The following is a 20,645-nucleotide window of genomic DNA, read 5'->3' as shown; positions in this document are numbered from 1 at the left end:
AGCAATAGCGTCATGATCAGCAGTGATGACATAGGAGCCCTCGCTCAGGGCATGACGAGTCGTTTCGTGGGCTTGCTCTGGAGCGAAGAGGACATGCGCCGCCTCCTCGGTGGGCTCGGGTGGCAGTGGGCCGGCGAACCCGGTGCCTCGGCGCGGGCGGTGACTGGTCTCCGAGGCCAGGACGGCAGGCTGGTCCCTGTGGGGCCCGTTGAACGGGCATGGGCTCCGCTGCAGGAATACCTGGAGCTCGTGGTGCCGCTGAGCCGTCCCGCTCCGGATGCGCGTGCACAGGCCGAGGAATTCAGACGGGCGGCCGACGCGGTGCGCACAGTGCTCGGCGACGCGACGTACGTCGGCAGCCATGGCAGCACCGAACCCTACGGACGACGCGAGGGGCGGCCCCTGTGGGGCAGCCCGTTCCTGCGCTGGCGCCACGAGCGGGTGACCCTGGAACTCCGGGCCGGGACCGCCGGACCGGAGCTCGTGCTCCAGCCCAGCGAGCCGTGGGAGTCCTGGTACGCACAGGGTGGGCAGGGATTCGTCGGCGTCCTGGAGGACAGTGGAGCATCACTGGAGCACCCGCGGTGGGAACTCGCCGACGGCTGGGACACCCTGAAAGTCTCGATCGGCGCCTTCCTGCGGACGCTGCCCGCAGTGACGTTGGCGACCGGGATATCCCATAACCTGTCCCTGTACGGACAGGTCGGCGACGACGCGCCCATCATGTTCGACATCGTCTGCGAGGACCGGCTCTACCTCGGGTATTGCGAGTACTTGGTCCAAGAGGCCGCACGCGGCGAGAACGCCGCCAAGCTCGGATGGACCCCCCGCGAACTGCTGCCCACTGGGCACATCCGGCCCGAGAACGACGGCAAACCACCGTGGCGCATCGACGCGGGAGGACTCGGAGACGTAAAGGCCGCGGAGATGGCCGCCCTCATCGTGCGCACCGCCCAGGCCGCCGGCGTCACCGAGGCAACCGGCCTGACCATCGGCGAAGAGGGTACGTACCGTCGGCCGTACAACCTCCACTTCGCGGGAATCCCGCTACGCACCGGCTGACTGTGGGCCAGGGCACGACGACCATGTCCGTGTCCTCAGGCCCATGGACTGCCTGCCCGAGCACGTTCGAGGCCAGATCATCGAAGGACTTGGCCCCATCAGCGACCGGACCGGGCCCATGGCCCCGAGCCGCCCCTCTGGACAGCCCGCCCCTGTCCTTCCAGTACGCCGCCGGCGGGGGAGCGAGGGGCTTGTCGCTCCGCCCATTCCCACAGTCGGACCAGCGTCCCGCAGGTGTCGAATACCTCGTCGCCTGGGAAGGGCCTCCGACAGAGGTAGGAGCAAGGGGCTGGGCAATCCTCATTCTCACTGCCCACGGGCGGTTCTCGCCTACCTGATCGCCAGTCGGACGGGTCACTCACGAAGGCCCGAGCCTATGGCCCAACGGGCTCGAGCCGCAGCCATTGGGTCGGCCAGGGTGCTGGCTCGGCCGGTCCGAACCAGACCCGGACGTCCTCCCCGGTGCGTACGGGCAGACGGGGATAGTCGTTCTCGGCGTGCTCGGTGCGGTGCAGTGCATGGCCCGGCCCCAGGTGCCGGGCGGCGTACGCATCGAAGCCGGGTGCTTCGGTGGGGTGGCAGACGGTTGCGAGCACTTCGCGTGCACCGAGCGGAGGCGTGAAGCCCGGGCCGCGCAGCAGCAGGACGTCGTCGCTGTCGACCATGGTGGCGTTGGCCGCATCGCGGTGCTCCCGCCAGGCCGGGCCGGTGTAGAACGCCTCCAGCGCGCGGCGGCGGTGCGCCATGTCGGGGAAGGCGCGCAGCCAGACGAAGCGGTCGGGGTCGTCCAGGTCGCGGAAACGGCCGCAAACGGTGATGCCGGCCGCCTGCTGGCCGATGACGAACTCGCGCTCGAACAGCTTGATCAGCGTCTCCCGGGCTCCGGGGCGCAGGGTGTATTGACGGAGTTCGGCAATGCTCATTCGCTGACCCGCCCGGTGCGGGTGAGGTCCATGGTCCAGTTGAGCTCCCAGGTGCGGCCCTCGTCGGCTGAGAACTCCTGCTCCCAGCGGGCGGTGTCCAAGCCGAGGCGATGCCAGGTGAAGTGCACCCGGATCGGGCGGCCGTCATAGGTGTCTTCGCCGTGGAAGTCGCCGCGGTCGCCGGTGAAGCCACCGACCACGGGTGGATCAAGCCGGCCCGTCCGGCTGTCGGACCAGTGGATCGACCAGCGTTCCGTCTCCCGGTCGAAGAGCCGCAGGGTCAGGCCCTGGCGGCCGAGGGTCGGAAAGGTGATCTCGTCGATGTTGCCGGCGCCACCGAACAGCGGCCGGACCACCGCGTATCCGGGGAACTCCAGCCAGGTGGCGGAGCCTGAGCCGAGCGGTGCGGTGAGACGGCGGTTGGCCACGTCCCAGGAGCCGTGCAGGAAGTCGAAGTTGTCCATGCGCCGCAGATTAGAGGCGCTCCACTGACATCTTCTGTCAGTGGATACTGGGCGGCATGCGCGCGAGCCGACTGGTCACCCTGCTTCTGCTGCTTCAGAACCGGGGTCGGTTGACGGCACGTCAACTGTCGGAGGAATTGGAGGTTTCCGTCCGCACGGTCTACCGGGACGTCGAGGCGCTCGCCGCCGCAGGCATCCCGCTGTACGGCGACGCCGGTCATGCGGGCGGCTACCGGCTGGTCGACGGCTACCGGACCCGGCTCACCGGACTGACCACGGACGAGGCGCAGGCCGCGTTCCTCGCTGCACTCCCTGGTGCCGCTGCCGAGCTCGGCTTCGGCGAGGCGCTCGCCACCGCCCAGCTCAAGCTGCGGGCCGCCCTTCCGGCGGAGCTGCGCGAGCACGCCGGGCGGATCCAGGAACGGTTCCTGCTCGATGCGCCCGGCTGGTACGGCGACGCCGACCATGCGCCTCACCTGGCCGCGGTCGCCGCGGCGATGTGGGAGCGGCAGAGGGTGGCACTGCGGTACCGGCGCTGGCGGGCGCCGGAGGAGATCGAGCGACGGGTGGAGCCGTACGGGCTCGTCCTCAAGGCCGGCCGCTGGTACCTGGTTGCCGGCGGGCCGTCCGGGATCCGCACCTATCGGGTCGACCAGATCTTCAGAATCCGGCCGCTGGAAGAGGAGTTCGCCATCCCGGACGAGTTCGACCTGGCCGCGCACTGGGACCGCTATCTGACCGATTTCCGAGCGCGACTGCATACCGGGGAGGCTCTGGTGCGGCTTACCCCGCAGGGCGCCCGCCGCCTCGGCGTGACCCCCATGGGTGACGGATGGACGGAGGTTCAGGTGCCTATCGAGTCGATCGACCACGCCCACGGAGAGTTCCTGAGGCTGGGCACCGACATCGAGGTCATGGCACCGGCCGAACTCCGCGATCGCATCGCCGAAACGGCACGAACCCTGGCCACCCGCTACGAGGGGTGACCCGTGGGGAAGAGGCTCTGCCGACCCGGGCACCGGCCACACCCGCACATGAGTGCAAGACCCACTGTGTCTCGGCCGGGTGAGAACTACGGGTGCGCCGTGGATCACGCCCGGTAGAGCGCATACCCCAGATACGTGACGATCGGGTTGCCCTCCGGCTCGAGGACCATGTCGACGAGCTCCGGCAGCTGATCGTCGGTCAGCGTGCCACGTCTGCGCCCGCGCGTGGCGCGCACCAGACTGCGTGCGTCGCGCGGCTTGAACGCGGAGACGTCCTTCGCGGTCAGGCCTGCCCGGTCGAGGGCTTCGGCGAGCTCTGCCGGGCGGCGCAGCCGGTGTGCGACGTAACGGCCGCGGGGCATGATTCGTGTACCCGGGAAGGCTTGGAAGGCGCCGAGGTAGATGAGGCGGGACACGGGGGTGCGGTTCACCGTGTCGTAGACGAAGGCACCGCCGGGGCGCAGCACGCGCGCCGCTTGTGCGAGGACCTCGTCCGGTCTTTCGGTGATTTCGAGGGTGTCGGCGCAGTACACGAGGTCGAAGGAGTCGCCCGGCAGGTCGAGTTCCTCCGCGGGCGTCGTCAAGTACGTGACGCCAGGAACATCGTCCGTGCCCCTGGCGAGGGCCGTCGCGGCGGGGGACGGGTCGGCGGCGACGACTTGGAAGCCGAGCTGGGCGATGCTGCGGGCCAGAAGGCCGCGCCCGCTGCCGATGACGAGCGCCTGGCTGCCGGCGGCCGCGATGCCCAGTTCCCCGAGGGTGCGCCGCAGGTACTCCATGCGTACGGACTGAAGGGTTATGGCCCGGATGTGGCGGCCGTCGATGGCCGAGGCGGAGTCGAGGGCGATGTGCGGGGCGGCGGTCATGGCAGGCTCCCTCGAGGGTCCGGTCAGGTTCCCTGAAGGAACCTAGCATCGAGGACGATCCTGGCTCAGGGCATGGGGGGAAGCTTGCCGACGATCTTGTCGACCCGGTTGCGCGGGCCGACGATGCTGACTGCGCAGTACTCGATGTCTACCAGGTAGGTGGAAGGGCTAGGCAGACGTGCGGACCTGCGACGCCGGTTCTGAACTTAGTTCGCCGGGTGCGAGAGGTTCGAGGGTTTCGGCGGACGTGATGCGCTTGTCGTGGGAAATCCGCGGCATCCGTCCGGAGCGGGGGAAGAACCGCGGCGGCAGACACATGGTGATCATGCCGGTGAGAATCAGTGCGCCGCCGGCCCATGCCACCGGCGAGAGGTGCTCGTGGAGCAGGAGCACGCCGATCAGCGCAGCGGCCAGGGGCTCGGCGAGGCTGAGGGTTCCGGCCGTGGTCGCGCGCACCTGGGTGAGGCCTGTGGTGAACAACCAGTAGGCGAGGGCGGTGGTCGCCACGCCCAGCCAGGCGATCAGGGTGAGGGTGGCGCCCTGCTGCACGGGAGCGGCGCCGTTGACCATCCAGGGTGCCAGGGGGACGGCTCCTGCGAGCAGGGAGAGCGCGGCAAGTCCGGGCAGCTGGGCAGCGGGAGCGACAGCAGCCAGCTTCTTGGCGAAAACGGTGTACAGGCCGTAGCAAATACCGGCCGCCACGGCCAGGAGCAGACCCAGCGCGTCCACCCCCGTGCTCCCCGGCGCCAGCAGCAGGGCGCAGCCGGTGACGGCCGCGGCGGTGCCGGCCGTCCAGACGGCTGTCATCCGTTCCCCGGTGACCCACCGGGCACACAGGCCGATCGCCGCGGGGGCGACGCCCAGGGCGACCACCGTGGCCAGGGCCGCCCCGGTCCGCGCCACCGAGGACAGGAGGGCCGCCTGGAAGACGCCCGTAGCCACTGCGCAGATCAACAGGGGGCGCACCACCGTGCCCGTGGTCAGGGCCCGCACGGTGTTCCGGCGGACGGTGAACATCCCCAGGATCAGCCCGCCCACGACCAGCCGCCAGCCCCCCAGGGCCGTCGGCGTCATGGGGCTGGACGCCAGCACCTGAGCGGGGCCGACCGTGCCCCACAGCACAGCCGCGCCAAGCACCAGCCCCGCACCGAGCAACGGGCCGTTCGTTCGTGTATCCATAGCCAGCGACACTAAGCAAATCCTCAAGCAAGACAGTCAGTGGCCGCACTTCGTACGCCGTAGTGTCGATTTCATGGAACTTGATGCACTGGACCTGGCCCTTCTGCGGGAGCTGCAGAACGATGCACGGCAGACCAACCGCGACCTCGCAGCCAAGACCGGGGTCTCCCCCTCCACATCGCTCGAGCGAGTACGGCTGCTGCGCGAGCGCGGCGTGATCACCGGCTACCACGCCGCCCTGGACCTCGACGCGGCCGGCCGGCCCGTCCAGGCACTCATCTCGGTGCGCATCCGGCCTCCGGCCCGCCCCGTCATCGAGGGGTTCCGGGAATGGGCCGCACGCCTGCCGGAGGTGATCGGCCTGTTCGTCACCTCCGGAACGCACGACTTCCTCCTGCACATCGCCGTCTCCGACGTCGACGGCGTGTACGCCTTCGTCATCGACCGCCTCACCGAACGCAGAGAAGTCGCCGACGTACAGACCACCATGGCCTATGAGCACGTCCAGTCCCGCTGCATCGAGCCGGCAAGCCCCGATCGGCCCCGCTTCTCACGCAGAGCCCGCTGACAGGCCGGCTCTGCTTCGGGCCACCGTGCCGCGAACCACACCCCGCGTGGCGGACTGGGCCCTGGACTCCTCCCACGCCTTGCAGTCGTAACGGTTGTCCGCGGGAGCCGTTCGATCGCGACCATGGCTGCGTCGTCGCCGAGGTTGCCGCCTGCATGGTGCAGAAGGTCTGCGCACAGATACTTCAGGAGTGCCTCGGGGCCGTCCTTGCGCCATGGTGCCGATCCCGAGCGGCGGGGCTGGTTCTTTGGCGTCGAGTGCACGCACATCGCCGGCGCGGAGAAGCAGGGGCGGCGGATGCCCGCAGCTGACGAGGCGAAGCACCGCAGAGGCATGGGGAATGTCCAGCAAGGCCGCCGTGACGAAGTCTCGGCGATGTTTTCGTCCTCGGTCTCGTGCCGGGAGTCGATCTTATGTGCAGCCACACTGGTTTCCAGGCGGGCTACCAGATCGGGCAGGTGCGCCTCCTCGAGGGGCGGAGCTCGGAAGGCGCCCAGAACCCCGGCGGCGCTGCTGATGGCGTCGAGGCCCTCACGCTGAGCTGCCTCGGCTACCGAGCGCAGCTGCACCACCGATCAGCGCGCTGAGACGACAGCCCGATCCACGCCGATTACGCTGGAAAGTACCTTTTACCCCCATCGGCTTCGGCTCCAAGCGCCGAGACGCCGTCCGGAACGGCATCTGGGCGAAGCCTCGCCAGGGAGGCGCAGCGTATGGCTCACGAGCAGATTCCCGGTATTGATCCCACTGTGCGGCCGAGTGGGGACGGGTGCGTGGAGTGCCTGGCAGGCGATGGACCGGGGTGGTGGTTCCACCTGCGGCGCTGCGCGGCGTGCGGGCACATCGGATGTTGTGACTCCTCGCCCTCGCAGCACAGCACAGCGCATGCCCGGGAGGCCGGGCACCCCTTCCTGGTGAGCTTTGAGCCGGGCGAGTCCTGGTTCTGGAACATTGAGACCGACCAGTACTACCAGGGCCCGCCACTGACAGCGCCCACCTCGCACCCGACTTCGCAGCCGACCCCGGGGCCGCGGGACAAAGTTCCGACGGACTGGCAGCTTCACCTGCACTGACCTGGCCGCGACGCTCCGGGACCAACGGGTGATCCTTTTGACATGCTCCGGGCTGCTGGCAGGGTGGTAGATGGGACCAATGTTGGGAGGCTTGACATGGCATCCGGTTCGGCATGGCGTTCCACAGCGCGGCAACTTCCGCTCAGACTCACAGTCGGCGTGTTCTTCCTGAACTCCGGGCTCTCGAAACGCGGTGCGGACGAGGCAACCGCCGCGAGGCTGCAGCAGTTCGCCGCCACTACCTATCCGTCTCTGGGCGCCCACGACACCCAGAAGTTCGTCCGGCTGCTCTCTGCCGGAGAGGTCGCCGTGGCCACCACGCTGCTCCTGCCGGTCATCCCTGCCGCTGTCGCCGGGGTTGTGCTGACGGCATTCTCCGTGGGCACCCTGGGGCTTTATCTACGTACGCCGGGGATGCGACAGGAAGGCAGCCTGCGGCCGACTGAGCAGGGAATCGTACTGGCCAAGGACGTCTGGATGCTGGGCATCGGGCTCTCCCTCATCGCAGAGAGCTTGAAGGAACACCGGTGACGCACCACGAGCACGCCGGCCCCACCGCTGCCGTACACGCTCCGTGACCCGCCATCGGACCTATCTTGGTTGAAGGGGCAATACGGTCAGGGGCGCACATGGCTACGACCAAATGGTTCTTCGAGCCCGGTCATACCGCTGCGGAATTCCGCGCCAGGCACATGATGGTCAGCTACGTGCGCGGGCAGCTCAAGAACATGCACGGGTTGCTGGAGGTCGATCCCGACAAGCCGGAGAAGGCCCGCGTCGAGGCGACGGTCGACGCGAGCCAGGTGTACACGGGTCAGCCCCAGCGCGACGTCCACCTCCGCAGTGGCGATTTCTTCGACGTCGAGCATCACCCGACGTGGACGTTCGTCGGGTCGCGCATTCATCAGGTGAGCGGAACCGAGTTCGAAGTCACCGGAGATCTCACGGTACGTGGCGTGACACGCCCCGTAACCTTCGACGTCACTTACTTGGGGCAGTGGGACACACCTTGGTGGGAGGAGGGGCGGGATCTCGGGCCCAGGCGACGCGCCGGCTTTGCCGCCACGACGCGTATCAATCGAAAGGACTTCGGGGTGAGTTGGAATGACAACGTCGACCGCGGCGGAGTGGTCGTCAGCCCCATGGTCGATGTCATGGTCGACGTCGAGGCCGTCCTCGAGCCTGGTGAAACGGCCGCATGAACTCGACCAACTCGGCTGCGACCGGAAACGACTGAGCCGCGAACGACAGCACCGGGTGTGGCTTGCAAGCTCCTTTGCACAGACAGGGTCACCGAAGCGTGACCGTTCACGGCCCCAGTAGTGGTGGGCTCTCGTATTGAACTGTCGCGTGTTGGCACGTCCCGTTCTGGAATTGCTACTGATCGTGACGTCTGGCGGGGGCGAGGTTGATGTCAGAAGGATCCGGTTGGATTAGCCCGTGACTGTCCATGACGTAGCCCGCCGACTTCCCACCATCGCTGACCTGCGGGACCTGTGCCGCTCGCTTGCGATGCTCGACGCGATCCTGAGCCCGGACTGGGAGAGCCGGTACTACTCCTTCGACGCCACTTGGGCAGAAGGCGAGGAGGTGGCCTCGATGCGCAACGGGTCAGGAGACGAGTACTCCATCGTGTTCTCGGCGGCCGGGGTCTATGCCCGCGGCTTCGGCCACGAATCGCAGATGAGCCCATATGGCCACGATGGCGAGCCCTGGCCGGGAGTGATCGATGACGTTCCCGATGTCTTCAAGCCCTTCGTCAAGGAGCCGACGTTCACCGACGAGGACGGGGTGCCCGTCGTGACGGCCTGCTTGTGGCGGGAGGCGACAGACGATCAGTGGCACCACGGCGCGATCGACTTCCCCTCGAACCATGCCGATCCTGATGGGGCGACGGGTCTGTTCCAACTACTGGTCGACCGCTCACCCGAAGCGTTCCAGCGCTTTGCCGAGGACTATTACGAGGTCTCTGTGGATCTGGAAGCGGTGAGTGACCTGTATGCCTTGCGGCCGCTGGACCAGGAACTCGTTTCGTCGTTGAACGTAGAGGTCACCCTGGCGGACCTGGCCCAAGACATCTCCGAAATCGGTTATCCGCAGGCCCGCTGAGAGCCAATCTGACTGCCCACCAGCACGGCTCTGCCGGTGGGCCTTCGTATTCCGGCGCGGGGACAGGTGCGGCTGGTTCTCCGAGCTGTAGCAGCACTGTGGCGCCGTCGCGGATCACGTCGTCGATGGTGAGCCGGACGATTGCGGCTCACGGGCTGTGCGTAGAGGAGCACGATGACTCCCGCGACACGCAGACGCATCGGTATACCCGCGTCGGTCAGCAGTCGGCCAAGGGCCTCAAGGCGCTCGTCTTCGCTCAGCGCGGTCCGCCGGGAGACCTTCATTGTGGGGATCGAGAGGGAGCGTGAAACAGAGGTACTTGTCGGCAACGGGCAGGACTCCGCACGTCATCAGGCGCTCTTCCAGGTGAGCGGCGGCCCGCCAGGGCCGGAGCTCGTGGAAGGCGTCGTGGGCCAGCGGGATCTTGTGGAGCCGAGCCACCGCAGTAGCTGCGAGGCGTCTCCAGGCTGGCTGCGGCGTATCTACGGCCAGGCCAGCCCGCTCCTGGGCTTGTCCATCGCCACCAGCAGGCCGAACAGGGGTACCAGCGAGGGACGGATGCGACCGGTGCCGTCGTCCGGGAGGACGGTGAGGCGGTCGGTGAGCGTGCAGCCCCGCTCTCTCCTTGTCGGCGCCGGTGTCGGTGTCGGTGTCGGTGTCGGCACGAGGGCGTGGCCTGGCCGGGGGCTGCCGCCGCTGTACGGACGGCTCCCGGCCGGGGGTCACACGGCGGCGTGTTGGGCGTCGGTGGGGGCCTCGGTTTCGATGCCGTGCTGTTCGTCGTCGGGGCGTCCCTGTTTGGGCAGTAGGAAGGTGATCGCGAGGAATGCCACCAGCAGACATGCCTGGACGATCAGCGCGCGGTGGAAGCCGCTCGTGAAGTCACCGGTCTTGGCCTGGGCGAAGAACACTGATCCGAAGAGCGCGACGCCGATGGAGCCGCCGACTGCCTGCACGGCCGACAGTACGCCGGAGGCGGAGCCGATCTCGTTGTCGTCGACCGCGGCGAGGATAAAGCTGAACAGGGCGGCGATCACCATGCCCGCTCCGATACCCGCCACCGCGATACCCGGGGCGATGTCCCAGATCGAGAACGAGGCGGCGTTGAGGCCGTCCAGTTCGAACCACAGCACGGCCGCTCCGACCAGCTGGACCAGCGGGCCGATCTGCAGCACCTTGCGGCCGATCTTGTCGGCGAGGAACGCGCCGCTGACTGCTCCGCCGATCGCGGTGCCGACCGCGAGCGGCAGGTTGCCGAGCCCCGCGTCTCCGGCGGTGAAGTGCTGGCCGATCTGGAGGAACAGGGTGAGCACGAGCTGTGTGCCGATCAGGCCGCCGAAGAACAGGGCGATGCCGCCGAGCCCGACGGTGAAGGCGGGTTTGCGTAGCAGGCCGGGGGTGACCAGCGGTTCATGGCCTGCCGCGGCCGTGCGGCGCTGCTGTACGGCGAACAGAGCGAACCCGATTGCGGAGGCGGCCATGCATAGCCATGTCCAAAGCGGCCAGCCGTCTTCCTGCCCCTGGTTGAGCGGCAGCACCAGCAGGGCGCAGGAGACCACGACCAGAGCCGCGCCGATCATGTCGACTCGCACAGTGCGGTCGCCCGGCTTCTTGGGTACGAACTTCGCGGCGACGATCAGTGCCGCGATGCCGATGGGCAGGTTGACCAGGAACACTGACCGCCAGCCCAGGCCGAAGAAGTCGCCCTCGATGAGGAAGCCGCCGAGGACCGGGCCGATGATGCCGCCCAGGCCGAGGACGGGGCCGAAGATCGCGAAGACCTTGGTGAGTTCGGGCCCGGAAAAGGTCTCGCGCAGCAGGCCAAGGCCCTGGGGCAGGAGCATCGCCCCAGCGGTGCCCTGCAGCAGCCTGAAGGCGATCAGTGACTCGATGTTCGGCGCGACCGCGCAGAGCAGCGAGGTGGCGGTGAAGGCGGTCAGGCCGAGCAGGAACATGCGGCGGCGCCCGTAGCGGTCGCCGAGCCGGCCGCCGAGCACGAGCCCGGCTCCCAGGGTGAGGGCGTAGCCGCCGATCACCCACTGCAGGCCGACGGAACTGGCGCCGAGGGACTCCTCCAGTGCCGGTCCGGCGACGTTGACGATCGACGCGTCCAGGAGATCCATGATCTCCGCGACGATCATCACGACGAGGATCAGCCACCGCCATCGGTGGGGCTCGGTGGTCTCGTCGGTGGTGGGGGACGGGTCACGCATGCTCACTACCTCCATGGTGAAGTAATTCCATCATGAAGGTAAAGTCGTGACGGTAGGTTGTCAAAGCGGGCCGCCGACGCGGACCGTGCGGCAGGAGAGAAAGGTGGCGGGCCTCCATGGACGAAGCGATGAGCGACGGCGTTGCGGCGCAGCGTGAGCGACTGATGGAAGGGCTGAGGATCTACGGCGGCCACTACGCCGAGCTCAGCCGACGATTCGCCGCCTGGCTGGGCCTGCACTCCACCGACGCGACCGCGGTACTGGAGATCGCCGCTGCAGAAGAGCGCGGCACGCTGCTGTCACCGGCGCGGCTGAGCGAGCGCATCTCCCTGTCCACGGGCGCCACCACCGCGCTCCTGAACCGTCTCGAAGCGGCGGGGCACATCACCCGCACCCGCGAACACTCCGACCGGCGCATCGTCTCCCTGCGCAGCGGCGCGCACATCCAGGAACGGGCGGACGAGTTCTTCGGCCCGCTCGCTCGCCGCCTCGACGCTGCGATGTCGCACTACCCGCCGGACCTCCTGGCACGGTTCGAGTCGTTCATGGCCGAGCTGAACTCCACCATGGACGCCCACCTCGCGGAGCGGATCACGGTGACACCACGTTCCCCCGACACTCTTGGTGACGGGCCTCAGTAGTCGGCGTGGTGGTGAACTGCCTTTTTGCGAGCCCAGGAGTGGTGATCCGCGTTCACTCCTCGGTGCCCTCGTCGTCCTGGTCGAGGTGGACGGCGGCCGGGTCCCGCAGAGGTCGCAGGCCCTCGCGCGGCGGGCAGGCGGCAAAGGTGTGGGGCCCAGAAAGTTGAGGTTGGCGTGCTTGGGGGAGAGGCGGACCACGTCCTCGTCCAGGACGTCGTGCTCCCGCGCCTCGGGCGGCAGGCCCCGCAGGTGGGCGACGGCGACGTCGAGATGGCGGGTCGTCCTGGCTCTACAGGTGATCCACCCTGACAAACCCTAGAGCCAGCGTTGTGCCGTCTCGACGCTGTCCCCACCACTGGTGTTGAACGCGATGGAAGCCTGGGGCGCATGACGGTGAATCAGGTTCACGATCTGCTCGAAGAACGGAAGCAGCTGCTCCGTCTTGCGGATTCCGGCACCGACCACCACCACGTCCCAGGCACGCTCGGCCAGCGACGCGACGAGCGTGGGCTCGGCCGACGTGCCGAACGCGATCAGGGTCATGGCCGCTTCGATGTCGTGCTCCGCGAACCGGGCCAGCTCCTTGTCCAGAGCCACACGAAGACCCTCCGCGTCGACGCCCGGTATTGCCTGCGGGTCATAACCAACAACAAGTACGGAAGACATGCAGCCAACCTACTCGCGCTGATGCGCCGGACAGGCCCTAGCACTCGGGATCGGCCCCGGTGCCGGCTAAAGGAGGCCATTTGTAAGGCAAAAATTTGGTCATCCTGCCCCGCCGCTGGAAGGCGGGACGCGCCCTAAGGGTTGTCCCGCAAATGATCTCCGAGTGGGCGTGGGGAGACCGGTGGGCTGTATGGCCCGGTCGTCTATCCGGCAAGGGCGAGGTTGTGCAGGCGAGCGATGCCGAGCATGGCGTGATGTACGCCGTCGCCCTTGAGGCGGCAGTCGCGCAAAATCTTCCAGCCCTTCATGCGGGCGAAGACGTGCTCAACGCGAGCACGGACTTGCTTGTGGGACTTGTTGTGCGCCTGCTTCCAGGCGGGAAGTTGCATGCCTTTGCGGCGCCGGTGGGGCATCACCAGGCCGGTGCCCGGGTAGCCGCCGTCGGCGATCGTCATGGTGCTGCCAACGGCGGCCTTGGCCCCGGATTCTTCCCATGCCTTGCAGTCGGCTCGGTTGCCGGCAAGCGGTCGGCCGACCACAACGACCCTGCGACTGTCTGCGTCGATGACCACCTGGTGGTTGGTGGAGTACCGGTAGTTCTTTGACTGCTCGGCGACCGTGTGGTCGCGGGTGGGCACCGGGGTGCCGTCCACGATCAGCACAGCGTCCTTGCGGAATCTCAGCTTGGGCCGGAGCGCAAGGAGCGGACCGAGTTGGTCAATTATCCGGTCCGCGGCCGACTCCGAGACGCCGAACAGCGGGGCGAGCCGGCGCAGCGTCAAGTTTGTGCGCCAATACGCCGCGACCAGCAGCACACGGTCCTCTAGGGGCAGGCTCCATGGTCGCCCCGCCGCACAGGATCTGCTCCCTCACGACGCAGCGCGTTGACCAACTTGCCGAAGCAACGCGGGTTCAGTCCGGTGAACGGTGCTATCCATGCCAGTTCCGACGCAGTGATCACAGCAGCCATGGCGTGATCATCTCGCGGTGCTCGCCCCGTAGCGCCTGTGATGCTCCTTCGTCAGGGACCCGGCGGGTTGACACGGGGGTGTCGGCCGATCCGAGGCGCTCGGCCTTCTACTCGCCGACCACCCCGTCGATCGCTTCGCGCAGCAGGTCGGCGTGGCCATTGTGACGCGCGTACTCCTCGATCATGTGGGTGAGGACGTAGCGCAGCGAGATAGTCTCGCCTCGGAAAACGACTGTGTCGTCAAGGGAGCTGAAGGACGCCGCGACGGCACGGGCACGGGCGCACTCCTCGCGCCAGAGCCCGAACGCCTCGCCGACATCGGCGTCCTCGACGCGGAACTCAGCGAACGTGCCATCGACCTCGCCGGGCCAAGGCGTCTTAACGTCCTCGGCGTTCACGATGAAGCGAAACCAGCTCCGCTCAACCGAAGCCGCGTGCCGCACCAGGCCCAGGAGCGTGAGCCCCGAGGTCGGCAACACCTTCCGCTTCAACTGCTCGCTGTCCAGACCAGAGCACTTCAGGGCCAGGGTCGCCCGCTGGTAGTCGAGGAACGAGATGAGCGACGCACGGTCGTCGGCCACCTTCGAGGGGTGTATGCGCTGGTCATGGGTCACCGGGCGATCATGGCAAGGATGCGTCTTCGCAGGCCACCCCCGGTCCGAAGAGTGGACACCGACGCCCACTTGCCCCAACACCCCTGAGGCCGGCGATTGATTGCGGGACAACCCTTAGCTGGATCATGAAATTCCGGCGCAACGTCCGCGACTACGAACGCCTCCCACGACATTCAGAAGCTCACCCGGACTGGGAGCTCACCACACCCATGGACCGACGCCTCGCCCGCAATGAGGCAGACAGGCATCGAGTGGCCTGCGCACCGAATTCCGACGCCGTCAGTTGGCGTCCAGGGCCGGGGAGAGCAGCGCGAAGGTCCGGTCGATCAGTTCGGCGGGGTCCTCGGCGCCGGCGCCGTCGCTCCACCTTTGCAGCACGGTATTGAAGGCGGTCAGCGCCATCCCTGCGGCCAACTGCGGGTACAGATCGGTATCCTGGGCGAGTCCCGGGCGACGTGCCAGCTCCGCCGTCAGGTCGTTGTGCCACTGCGCCTGGCGCTCCAGGAAACGCGCGTGCAGCGCGGGCGTACGCAGAATCAGCTGAACAACGCGCAGCGCTCTGTCGGAGTGGTCGACGCAGGCGGAGATGGGGACAGAGACCGCGGCCTTCAGTGCCACGGAGGGCCGCTCCTCGGCGGGGCGTGCCGCCAGCTCCGCGCGGATGCCGGTGCCCATCTCTGTCAGGAACTGGACCACCACGTCCTCCTTGGACGCGAAGTACCGGAAGAAGGTCCGCTTGGACACACCGGCGGTGCTCACGATCTCGTCGACGGTCACCGCGTCGAACCCCTTCAGGGCTAGCAACTGCAGTGCCGCTTCGGTCAGTTCGTCAGAGACGAGCTGACGTTTGCGCTGGGCCAGGGTGACTTCGGGGCGGCTGCTCACCGAACCATGGTAACTCCATGCCGCATATGGCACTCGGTACCTCCTTGACACTAAGTGCCATTGGGGGCGGCGTGTGCCGCATGACACGGAAGCAGCGCTGGACCGCCGCGCAGATCCCGGACCAGACCAAGCGGGTGTTCGCCGTCACCGGAGCCAACAGCGGCCTCGGCCTGGCGACCACCAGGGCGCTCGCCCGCCGGGGCGGGCACGTCATCCTCGCGGTACGCGACGAGGACAAGGGGCACCGGGCGGTCGCAGAGATCACAGCCGAGCAGCCAGGTGCCAGTCTTGAGGTGCGCCGACTCGACCTGGCCGATCTCAACTCGGTCCGCGCCTTCGCCCAACAGGTGCACGCCGACCATGCGCGGCTGGACGTGCTGGTCAACAACGCCGGTGTGATGGCACCGCCTCGAACGCTGAGTGCCCAGGGCCACGAGTTGCAGTTCGCCTGCAACCACCTCGGCCATTTCGAGCTCACCGGATTGCTGCTCGACCTGCTCGAGGACGGTATCGATCCCCGCGTCGTCACGGTGAGTTCGACCAACCACCGTCAGGGGCGCCTCTTCTTCGACGACATCAACGGCCGGCGCGCGTACTCGCCCATGGCCTTCTACAACCAGTCGAAGCTCGCCAACGCCGTCTTCGGACAGGAACTGCAACGACGCCTGACCCAAGCCGGCAGCCCGGTACGCAGCGTGCTTGCCCATCCCGGCTATACCGCCACCAACCTTCAGACCAGCGCGCCAGTCGGCATGGTGAAGCTCTTGTTCGGCCGCATTCTCACCCCGCTCGCACAGGCTCCGGATCAGGGAGCGCTGCCGCAGCTGTTCGCCGCCACGGACCCGAGCGTGGAGGGCGGTCAGTTCATCGGGCCGGACGGCCTGGCCGAACTGCGCGGCGGACCGACACGGGTACAGCCGGCCCCCGCAGCAACCGACGTTGAGACCGGCCGCCGCCTGTGGGAGCTGTCGGAGCAACTGACCGATGCGCGGTTCACGTTCCGAACCGGTTGAGTTGCCTGGTGTGGGCGACGTTCCCTGGTCTCAGTCGCAACGCAAGGCATCTGGACAATTGCGGGAAGATTTTGACACGGTGAGGTGCACAGCCCAGTAATCGAACATGCGGCGTATGCCTCCTGGGGGCCCAGCCATGCCATCCGTTTACCTCGCGCCGGACGTCGCCGCTTTTTATGCCGCGCAGAGCGCTTTCTCCGCCCCCGGCAGTCTCGCCCCGCTCTATGCCGACCTGCCTGATGATCCGAGTCAACTCGCACGGACAGCGCGCGATCTGATGGTTCATCGCTTGGAAGGCAACTTGTTCTGCCATGTCATCCCGCAGGATCGCCTGCACAACGACGCCGAGACGCGTTACCTCGACGCCATCCTGGGGATCATCGTCGAGCGGAATGACGCCCCGCTGACGCAGCGGCGCGCGGTCGGTGACCGCTTCGTCGGAGTCTGCCGCGACCTTGCGCTGCTGCATTGCTCGTTCCTGCGCCAGGCGGGCATACCCGCGCGCCTGCGGTCCGGCTTCGCCGACTACTTCAGCTCGGACGGATTCCACGGTGACCATGTGGTCACAGAGTACTGGGACAAGGAGCGGGGCTGGCTGCTCGCCGATCCGCAGCTGGCCGACCCGTTGGTCAGCGACACGTTCAAGGTGGACTTCGACCCGATGGACGTGCCGCGGGACCGCTTTCTGGTCGCGGGCAAGGCGTGGCAGGCCATCCGAACTGGCGAGGCGGACCCGAAGACCTTCGGGCTCCACTCCCCGGAAGAGGGGCCGATGTTCGGGGAGTGGTTCGTGGCGCACGACATCCGGATCGACCTTGCGGCGCTGAACAAGGTGGAGACGCTGCTGTGGGACACCTGGGGGACGGGAACGGGCGGCAACAGGGAGATGACGGACGCGATCCGTGAGCTGTACGACCAGGCCTCGCTGGTGGTGCGCGACGACGTTCCCTTCGTTGCTGCACGGAAACTGTTCGCGGAGCGCGAGGAATTGCGGACGCCGAAGGCGGTGCTGTCGTTGGCGCCGTTCAACGGTCCGCGCGAAGTCACACTCCGATAATGCCGCAGGTGGCGGTGATGTACTTCCGAACGATTGCCCACCCGCTGGATGGCCTGGACGACCGAACGCTGGGACCAAGTGGTCGGCTCCGGAAGTCTTTCGGGATTGGCTCCGGAGCCGGTGCCTTGCGCAGTGTCCTGCTCAGATGCCGGGGGCGGTGAGGCGGAGCTGGCAGGCGCAGTCGAGGGCGTCTTCGGGGCTGCCGGCGAAGCCGCCGGTGGGCAGTAGGGAGTCTTCGTAGCGGTCGCTGCCGGCCTAGTAGTAGGGGGCGAAGCCCCACCTGCTGGCAGTTCCGCCGTAGCGCAGGCGCATCGCCGATAGCCCCGACCGCCGCCGAGCGTGAACGCCTGAAGAGGATGGCCTACGGCCACAAGGCCGAGCACCGGCTGCGGATGCGCGCGCAGGTGGTGCTGCATGCGGCGCGCGGAGACTCCAATGCGCGCATCGCCCGCGAGACGGGCCTGCACCTGGACATCGTCCGCTGCTGGCGGGGCCGGTTCGCCGAGCAGGGCCTGGCCGGGCTGGCCGATCGCAAGTGCTCGGGTCGCCCGCCCGCGTTCACACCGCTGCAGACCGCCCAGGCCAAGGCCCTGGCCTGCGGCACACCGCCGATCACCACGAAGAATCCTCCGCCGCCCCGGCAGCATGATCAACCCCGAAGGACTTACGGAGCCGGCCTCTTAGTGCCCCGCGTGTGCGTGCGGTGTACGCACCTTGCTCGCCTTCTCACCCTTCTCGACGACCACGAACTGCCCCATCATCCCCAGGTCCTCGTGGTACAGCAGATGGCAGTGGTACATGTACGGAGTGTCCGGGTCCGCCGGCCCGTCGAAGCGCATCGCCAGCTTCACCGTTGTGTTCCCCGGGACGAAGACCGTGTCTTTCGCGCCGCGCAGCTCGGCCGGCGGCTCCTTGCCGTCCACCTCCAGCACCCGGAACTGCACATCGTGGATGTGGAAGTTGTGCGGCGTGCTGTGCTCGTTGCGCACGGTCCAGGTCTCCGCGGTGCCGCGGGTGATCGTCTCGTCGATCCGGCCCATCTGCATCGTCCTGCCGTTGATGCCGGAGGTCCGCAGCCCGAAGAACCGTCCGCGTACCGAGTCCGCCCCGTCCGGAACCTCCAGCTCGCCCAGCTCGGCGGGCAGTTCGGGAGAGGCACGCAGGGTCTTCTTCGCCCGCAGCTCCAGCACGTCGAAGGAGTCGTCGCCGCCCGCGAAACGCTTTGACCAGGAGTCCCCGTAGGAGTCGTTCGGAAAGCTACGCAGAGTGGCCTTCTCGCCCGGCTTCATCCGCACCACGATCTCGGCCCGCTCACCCGGCGACATCCGGATCCGGCGCATCCGGGTCGTCTTCTCCAGCAGCCCGCCGTCCGTCCCGACGAGCGCGAACTCCCGGTCGTCGGAGAAGCCGAAGTCGTATATGCGCGCGGTCGAGGCATTGAGCAGCCGCAACCGTACGAGCTCGTCGCCGACCTCTTTGTACGGATCGAGGGTGCCGTTGGCCATCGTCCGGTTCCCGAGGAACCCGGTGTCCGACAGCATTTTGTGTCCGTGGTCAAACTTCGCCCCGTCGAACTTTACGTCCTGGACGATGACCGGCAGATCGTCGACTCCGTACTTCCTGGGCAGTGCGAGACGGTCGGACTTCTCGTCGTGAAGGAGGAACATCCCGGCCAGCCCCCGCTGCACATGCTTCTCCGTCTTGCCGTGCGGATGCGGGTGATACCAGAGGGTCGCGGCCGGCTGATTCACGGTCCACCGTGGGGCCCAGGTCGCGCCGGGGGCGACCATCTGGTGCGGACCACCGTCCATCTCCGCGGGCAGGTGCATCCCGTGCCAGTGCACGGTGGACTCCTCTCCCAGCGCGTTCTTGATCTTCACCTGGACCTTCTCGCCGCGCTTGGCGCGCAGCGTCGGCCCCAGGTGATCCCCGTTGAAGCCCCAGGTCGGCGTCTTCTGCCCGGTCCTGAACTCCTTCTCCCCGGCCCGCATGGTCAGTTCGAAGACCCGGGTCCCGTCGCTCTTCACCGTCGATTTCGCCAGCGGCGGCACCGCCAGCTCGTTGCTGAAGTCGGTTGAACCGACGGTGGATACCTTCGCGTCGGAGTACAACCACAGGGCGCCGCCGCCGAGCGCGAGGCCGATGAGGACAGCAATCGCCGTGAGAGTGATGAGGACGGGCTTGAGGCGAGACATGACTCCAGCCTCCGGCGGGCGCTCGCGCCCGACATCGGGGATGGCCCCCAGCAGCCCCCCAAGCAACTCCTACGGTTCCTCGGGGATTTCCCGTATGCATCACTGAGTGCCGTGCTTGGTGGCGACGGAGTAACTTTCGATATCTGTGGTTCGGTTGAGGTGGTTCAGACTGCGTGAGCTTCCTCGCCGCCCCGGCACCTGACAGGGCACCGCACCCGGTGCCGGCTCCGGAGTCAACCCCGAAGGACTTCCGGCAGGTCTCGCGGTGGCGGCCGCCTTGGAAGTCGTATCGAAATGACTTCGGGCGTCTCAGCAGATGGGTGTGCATCCGAAGGCGTGGAAGCGTCGCGGACGTCGTGGCGGATCTCCTGACGGATCCGCGGGCGGCCGACAGGTGCGGATAGGTGATCGCACGTTCGCAGGGCGCGTTTGTCGGCCAGGACGGCGAGGTGCAGGGTCAACTGAATCTACTCAGCGGGGGCGGGCGGTGCTTCGGGTGTTCGGCGATCCATGTCCATGCGGCCCACGTGCCGTGTCACGCCCGGTGGTGCCTGCGCTTCACGCCCGTCCCCCGGCACGTCATCCGTCCGCGGCGTCCTCGTCCTCCCAACGCAGCAGGTCGCCCGGCTGACACTTGAGCACCTCGCAGAGCGCGGCGAGCGTCGCAAAGCGCACCGCCTTGGCGCGGCCGTTCTTGAGTACCGCCAGGTTGGCGGGCGTGATCCCTACGCGGTCCGCGAGCTCGCCCACGGACATCTTCCGCCTGGCCAGCATCACGTCGATGTCGACGGCGATCGGCATCAGATCACCTCGTCCAACTCGGCCTGCATCTGCGCCGCTTCGACGTCGCGCGCGACGGCCTGGGCGAGCAGTATCCGCAGCACGAGCACGATGAGAGCGACCCCCAGGATGGCCACGCCAACCCCGCCCATGATGACGGTGACGCCCGGGTCGTCCCGCTGGCCGGGCGCATTGAGGACCGTGACCGCGAACCACACGAGAGCAGCCGCCACGATCGCGCCGATCATGACGTCCACGTACCGGAAGGCGGCGTGGGAGAACACGGTTCCGCGTCGCACCATCGTCACCAGCCGCCATACGCAGACCAGGGCGACCTGGGCCGACGCGATGCCCAGGATCGTGATCACGCGCAGCGGGGTC

22 protein-coding genes and 3 pseudogenes are annotated in these 20,645 nt (G+C 67.7%); 11 read left to right on the top strand and 14 right to left on the bottom strand.

What is annotated here, in order from left to right; all coding sequences use genetic code 11:
- The first annotated feature begins 12 nt into the window (after positions 1-12).
- On the top strand, positions 13-1,062 hold the full coding sequence (locus ACFWFI_RS07990) for a hypothetical protein (protein WP_387386938.1): 1,050 nt from the start codon (positions 13-15) through the stop codon (positions 1,060-1,062).
- A gap of 374 nt (positions 1,063-1,436) precedes the next feature.
- Here ACFWFI_RS07990 and ACFWFI_RS07985 read toward each other — a convergent pair whose 3' ends face one another.
- Positions 1,437-1,985 (bottom strand): NIPSNAP family protein, encoded by a 549-nt coding sequence (locus ACFWFI_RS07985; RefSeq protein WP_387386936.1) that lies wholly within the window; start codon positions 1,983-1,985, stop codon positions 1,437-1,439.
- Positions 1,982-2,449 (bottom strand): hypothetical protein, encoded by a 468-nt coding sequence (locus tag ACFWFI_RS07980; RefSeq protein WP_387386933.1) that lies wholly within the window; start codon positions 2,447-2,449, stop codon positions 1,982-1,984. Before ACFWFI_RS07980 ends, ACFWFI_RS07985 begins: the two co-directional genes overlap by 4 nt.
- A gap of 56 nt (positions 2,450-2,505) precedes the next feature.
- Here ACFWFI_RS07980 and ACFWFI_RS07975 point away from each other — a divergent pair, with 56 nt between their 5' ends.
- Entirely contained in the window at positions 2,506-3,435 is a 930-nt protein-coding gene (locus ACFWFI_RS07975) for a helix-turn-helix transcriptional regulator (protein WP_387386931.1), read from the top strand.
- 104 nt (positions 3,436-3,539) lie between these two features.
- Here ACFWFI_RS07975 and ACFWFI_RS07970 read toward each other — a convergent pair whose 3' ends face one another.
- On the bottom strand, positions 3,540-4,301 hold the full coding sequence (locus ACFWFI_RS07970; protein WP_387386928.1) for a class I SAM-dependent methyltransferase: 762 nt from the start codon (positions 4,299-4,301) through the stop codon (positions 3,540-3,542).
- 168 nt (positions 4,302-4,469) lie between these two features.
- Complete coding sequence (locus tag ACFWFI_RS07965; protein ID WP_387386925.1) at positions 4,470-5,480, bottom strand: DMT family transporter; 1,011 nt, start codon at positions 5,478-5,480, stop codon at positions 4,470-4,472.
- A gap of 73 nt (positions 5,481-5,553) precedes the next feature.
- Here ACFWFI_RS07965 and ACFWFI_RS07960 point away from each other — a divergent pair, with 73 nt between their 5' ends.
- Complete coding sequence (locus tag ACFWFI_RS07960; protein WP_387386922.1) at positions 5,554-6,048, top strand: Lrp/AsnC family transcriptional regulator; 495 nt, start codon at positions 5,554-5,556, stop codon at positions 6,046-6,048.
- Here ACFWFI_RS07960 and ACFWFI_RS07955 read toward each other — a convergent pair.
- Positions 6,031-6,411: pseudogene (locus ACFWFI_RS07955) on the bottom strand (SpoIIE family protein phosphatase); the annotation flags it as partial. The gene ACFWFI_RS07960 and the pseudogene ACFWFI_RS07955 sit on opposite strands and share 18 nt — an antisense overlap.
- A 350-nt stretch (positions 6,412-6,761) precedes the next feature.
- Between ACFWFI_RS07955 and ACFWFI_RS07950 the strand changes: the two are divergent.
- The 4 genes from ACFWFI_RS07950 (at position 6,762) to ACFWFI_RS07935 (ending at position 9,230) form a co-directional block, all read left to right on the top strand.
- Positions 6,762-7,121, top strand: coding sequence for a UBP-type zinc finger domain-containing protein (locus ACFWFI_RS07950; protein WP_387386920.1), 360 nt, complete (start codon positions 6,762-6,764; stop codon positions 7,119-7,121).
- A 159-nt stretch (positions 7,122-7,280) separates the two neighbouring features.
- Positions 7,281-7,652 (top strand): hypothetical protein, encoded by a 372-nt coding sequence (locus ACFWFI_RS07945; RefSeq protein WP_387386917.1) that lies wholly within the window; start codon positions 7,281-7,283, stop codon positions 7,650-7,652.
- Positions 7,653-7,750: 98 nt separating this feature from the next.
- Complete coding sequence (locus tag ACFWFI_RS07940) at positions 7,751-8,323, top strand: YceI family protein (protein ID WP_387386915.1); 573 nt, start codon at positions 7,751-7,753, stop codon at positions 8,321-8,323.
- A gap of 238 nt (positions 8,324-8,561) precedes the next feature.
- On the top strand, positions 8,562-9,230 hold the full coding sequence (locus ACFWFI_RS07935; RefSeq protein WP_387386913.1) for a hypothetical protein: 669 nt from the start codon (positions 8,562-8,564) through the stop codon (positions 9,228-9,230).
- 482 nt (positions 9,231-9,712) lie between these two features.
- On the opposite strand, the gene ACFWFI_RS07930 is transcribed toward ACFWFI_RS07935, so the two are convergent.
- Positions 9,713-9,895, bottom strand: a complete 183-nt coding sequence (locus ACFWFI_RS07930) for a hypothetical protein (protein ID WP_387386910.1) — start codon at positions 9,893-9,895, stop codon at positions 9,713-9,715.
- A 57-nt stretch (positions 9,896-9,952) separates the two neighbouring features.
- Positions 9,953-11,443 carry an MFS transporter gene (locus tag ACFWFI_RS07925; protein ID WP_387386907.1) on the bottom strand — a complete coding sequence of 497 codons (1,491 nt, stop codon included), beginning with the start codon at positions 11,441-11,443 and terminating at the stop codon, positions 9,953-9,955.
- A gap of 116 nt (positions 11,444-11,559) precedes the next feature.
- Here ACFWFI_RS07925 and ACFWFI_RS07920 point away from each other — a divergent pair, with 116 nt between their 5' ends.
- A complete protein-coding gene (locus ACFWFI_RS07920; RefSeq protein ID WP_387386905.1) occupies positions 11,560-12,084 on the top strand; it encodes a MarR family winged helix-turn-helix transcriptional regulator in 525 nt (174 codons plus the stop codon).
- A 315-nt stretch (positions 12,085-12,399) separates the two neighbouring features.
- Here ACFWFI_RS07920 and ACFWFI_RS07915 read toward each other — a convergent pair whose 3' ends face one another.
- The 4 genes and pseudogenes from ACFWFI_RS07915 to ACFWFI_RS07900 all read right to left on the bottom strand — a co-directional run bounded on the left by ACFWFI_RS07915 (position 12,400) and on the right by ACFWFI_RS07900 (position 15,219).
- Positions 12,400-12,750: a hypothetical protein gene (locus ACFWFI_RS07915; protein WP_387386903.1), complete on the bottom strand. Its 351-nt coding sequence runs from the start codon at positions 12,748-12,750 to the stop codon at positions 12,400-12,402.
- 203 nt (positions 12,751-12,953) lie between these two features.
- Positions 12,954-13,720 (bottom strand): annotated as a pseudogene (locus ACFWFI_RS07910) (transposase).
- Between the two features lie 107 nt (positions 13,721-13,827).
- On the bottom strand, positions 13,828-14,334 hold the full coding sequence (locus ACFWFI_RS07905) for a DinB family protein (protein ID WP_387386901.1): 507 nt from the start codon (positions 14,332-14,334) through the stop codon (positions 13,828-13,830).
- 279 nt (positions 14,335-14,613) lie between these two features.
- Positions 14,614-15,219, bottom strand: coding sequence for a TetR family transcriptional regulator (locus tag ACFWFI_RS07900; protein ID WP_387386899.1), 606 nt, complete (start codon positions 15,217-15,219; stop codon positions 14,614-14,616).
- Positions 15,220-15,299: 80 nt separating this feature from the next.
- Between ACFWFI_RS07900 and ACFWFI_RS07895 the strand changes: the two genes are divergently transcribed.
- The 3 genes and pseudogenes from ACFWFI_RS07895 to ACFWFI_RS07885 form a co-directional block, all read left to right on the top strand.
- On the top strand, positions 15,300-16,232 hold the full coding sequence (locus ACFWFI_RS07895) for an oxidoreductase (protein WP_387386993.1): 933 nt from the start codon (positions 15,300-15,302) through the stop codon (positions 16,230-16,232).
- A 136-nt stretch (positions 16,233-16,368) separates the two neighbouring features.
- The gene (locus ACFWFI_RS07890) at positions 16,369-17,289 is read left to right on the top strand and encodes a transglutaminase-like domain-containing protein (protein ID WP_387386896.1); all 921 of its coding nucleotides are present in this window, start codon (positions 16,369-16,371) and stop codon (positions 17,287-17,289) included.
- Between the two features lie 356 nt (positions 17,290-17,645).
- Positions 17,646-17,894, top strand: a pseudogene (locus ACFWFI_RS07885) (helix-turn-helix domain-containing protein); the annotation flags it as partial.
- 75 nt (positions 17,895-17,969) lie between these two features.
- Here ACFWFI_RS07885 and ACFWFI_RS07880 read toward each other — a convergent pair.
- The 3 genes from ACFWFI_RS07880 to ACFWFI_RS07870 form a co-directional block, all read right to left on the bottom strand.
- Positions 17,970-19,484: a multicopper oxidase family protein gene (locus ACFWFI_RS07880; protein WP_387386893.1), complete on the bottom strand. Its 1,515-nt coding sequence runs from the start codon at positions 19,482-19,484 to the stop codon at positions 17,970-17,972.
- 579 nt (positions 19,485-20,063) lie between these two features.
- On the bottom strand, positions 20,064-20,285 hold the full coding sequence (locus ACFWFI_RS07875; protein ID WP_387386891.1) for a helix-turn-helix domain-containing protein: 222 nt from the start codon (positions 20,283-20,285) through the stop codon (positions 20,064-20,066).
- A partial coding sequence (locus ACFWFI_RS07870) for a DUF2975 domain-containing protein (protein ID WP_387386889.1) occupies positions 20,285-20,645 on the bottom strand: 361 nt, incomplete at its 5' end. The genes ACFWFI_RS07875 and ACFWFI_RS07870, both read right to left, overlap by 1 nt.

The sequence above is a fragment of the Streptomyces sp. NPDC060209 genome (assembly GCF_042728155.1).
In the GTDB taxonomy this organism is placed as follows: domain Bacteria; phylum Actinomycetota; class Actinomycetes; order Streptomycetales; family Streptomycetaceae; genus Streptomyces.
This window is presented reverse-complemented; position numbering and strand designations above follow the sequence as displayed.

Bases quoted from the DNA above. Each gene is read 5' to 3' on its own strand.
- ACFWFI_RS07960 (WP_387386922.1), top strand. From the start codon at position 5,554: ATGGAACTTGATGCACTGGACCTGGCCCTTCTGCGGGAGCTGCAGAAC.
- ACFWFI_RS07915 (WP_387386903.1), bottom strand. From the start codon at position 12,750: ATGTCTTCCGTACTTGTTGTTGGTTATGACCCGCAGGCAATACCGGGC.
- ACFWFI_RS07880 (WP_387386893.1), bottom strand. From the start codon at position 19,484: ATGTCTCGCCTCAAGCCCGTCCTCATCACTCTCACGGCGATTGCTGTC.
- ACFWFI_RS07925 (WP_387386907.1), bottom strand. From the start codon at position 11,443: ATGCGTGACCCGTCCCCCACCACCGACGAGACCACCGAGCCCCACCGA.
- ACFWFI_RS07890 (WP_387386896.1), top strand. From the start codon at position 16,369: ATGCCATCCGTTTACCTCGCGCCGGACGTCGCCGCTTTTTATGCCGCG.
- ACFWFI_RS07985 (WP_387386936.1), bottom strand. From the start codon at position 1,985: ATGAGCATTGCCGAACTCCGTCAATACACCCTGCGCCCCGGAGCCCGG.
- ACFWFI_RS07970 (WP_387386928.1), bottom strand. From the start codon at position 4,301: ATGACCGCCGCCCCGCACATCGCCCTCGACTCCGCCTCGGCCATCGAC.
- ACFWFI_RS07940 (WP_387386915.1), top strand. From the start codon at position 7,751: ATGGCTACGACCAAATGGTTCTTCGAGCCCGGTCATACCGCTGCGGAA.
- ACFWFI_RS07920 (WP_387386905.1), top strand. From the start codon at position 11,560: ATGGACGAAGCGATGAGCGACGGCGTTGCGGCGCAGCGTGAGCGACTG.
- ACFWFI_RS07965 (WP_387386925.1), bottom strand. From the start codon at position 5,480: ATGGATACACGAACGAACGGCCCGTTGCTCGGTGCGGGGCTGGTGCTT.
- ACFWFI_RS07990 (WP_387386938.1), top strand. From the start codon at position 13: ATGATCAGCAGTGATGACATAGGAGCCCTCGCTCAGGGCATGACGAGT.
- ACFWFI_RS07950 (WP_387386920.1), top strand. From the start codon at position 6,762: ATGGCTCACGAGCAGATTCCCGGTATTGATCCCACTGTGCGGCCGAGT.
- ACFWFI_RS07895 (WP_387386993.1), top strand. From the start codon at position 15,300: ATGACACGGAAGCAGCGCTGGACCGCCGCGCAGATCCCGGACCAGACC.
- ACFWFI_RS07975 (WP_387386931.1), top strand. From the start codon at position 2,506: ATGCGCGCGAGCCGACTGGTCACCCTGCTTCTGCTGCTTCAGAACCGG.
- ACFWFI_RS07980 (WP_387386933.1), bottom strand. From the start codon at position 2,449: ATGGACAACTTCGACTTCCTGCACGGCTCCTGGGACGTGGCCAACCGC.
- ACFWFI_RS07875 (WP_387386891.1), bottom strand. From the start codon at position 20,285: ATGCCGATCGCCGTCGACATCGACGTGATGCTGGCCAGGCGGAAGATG.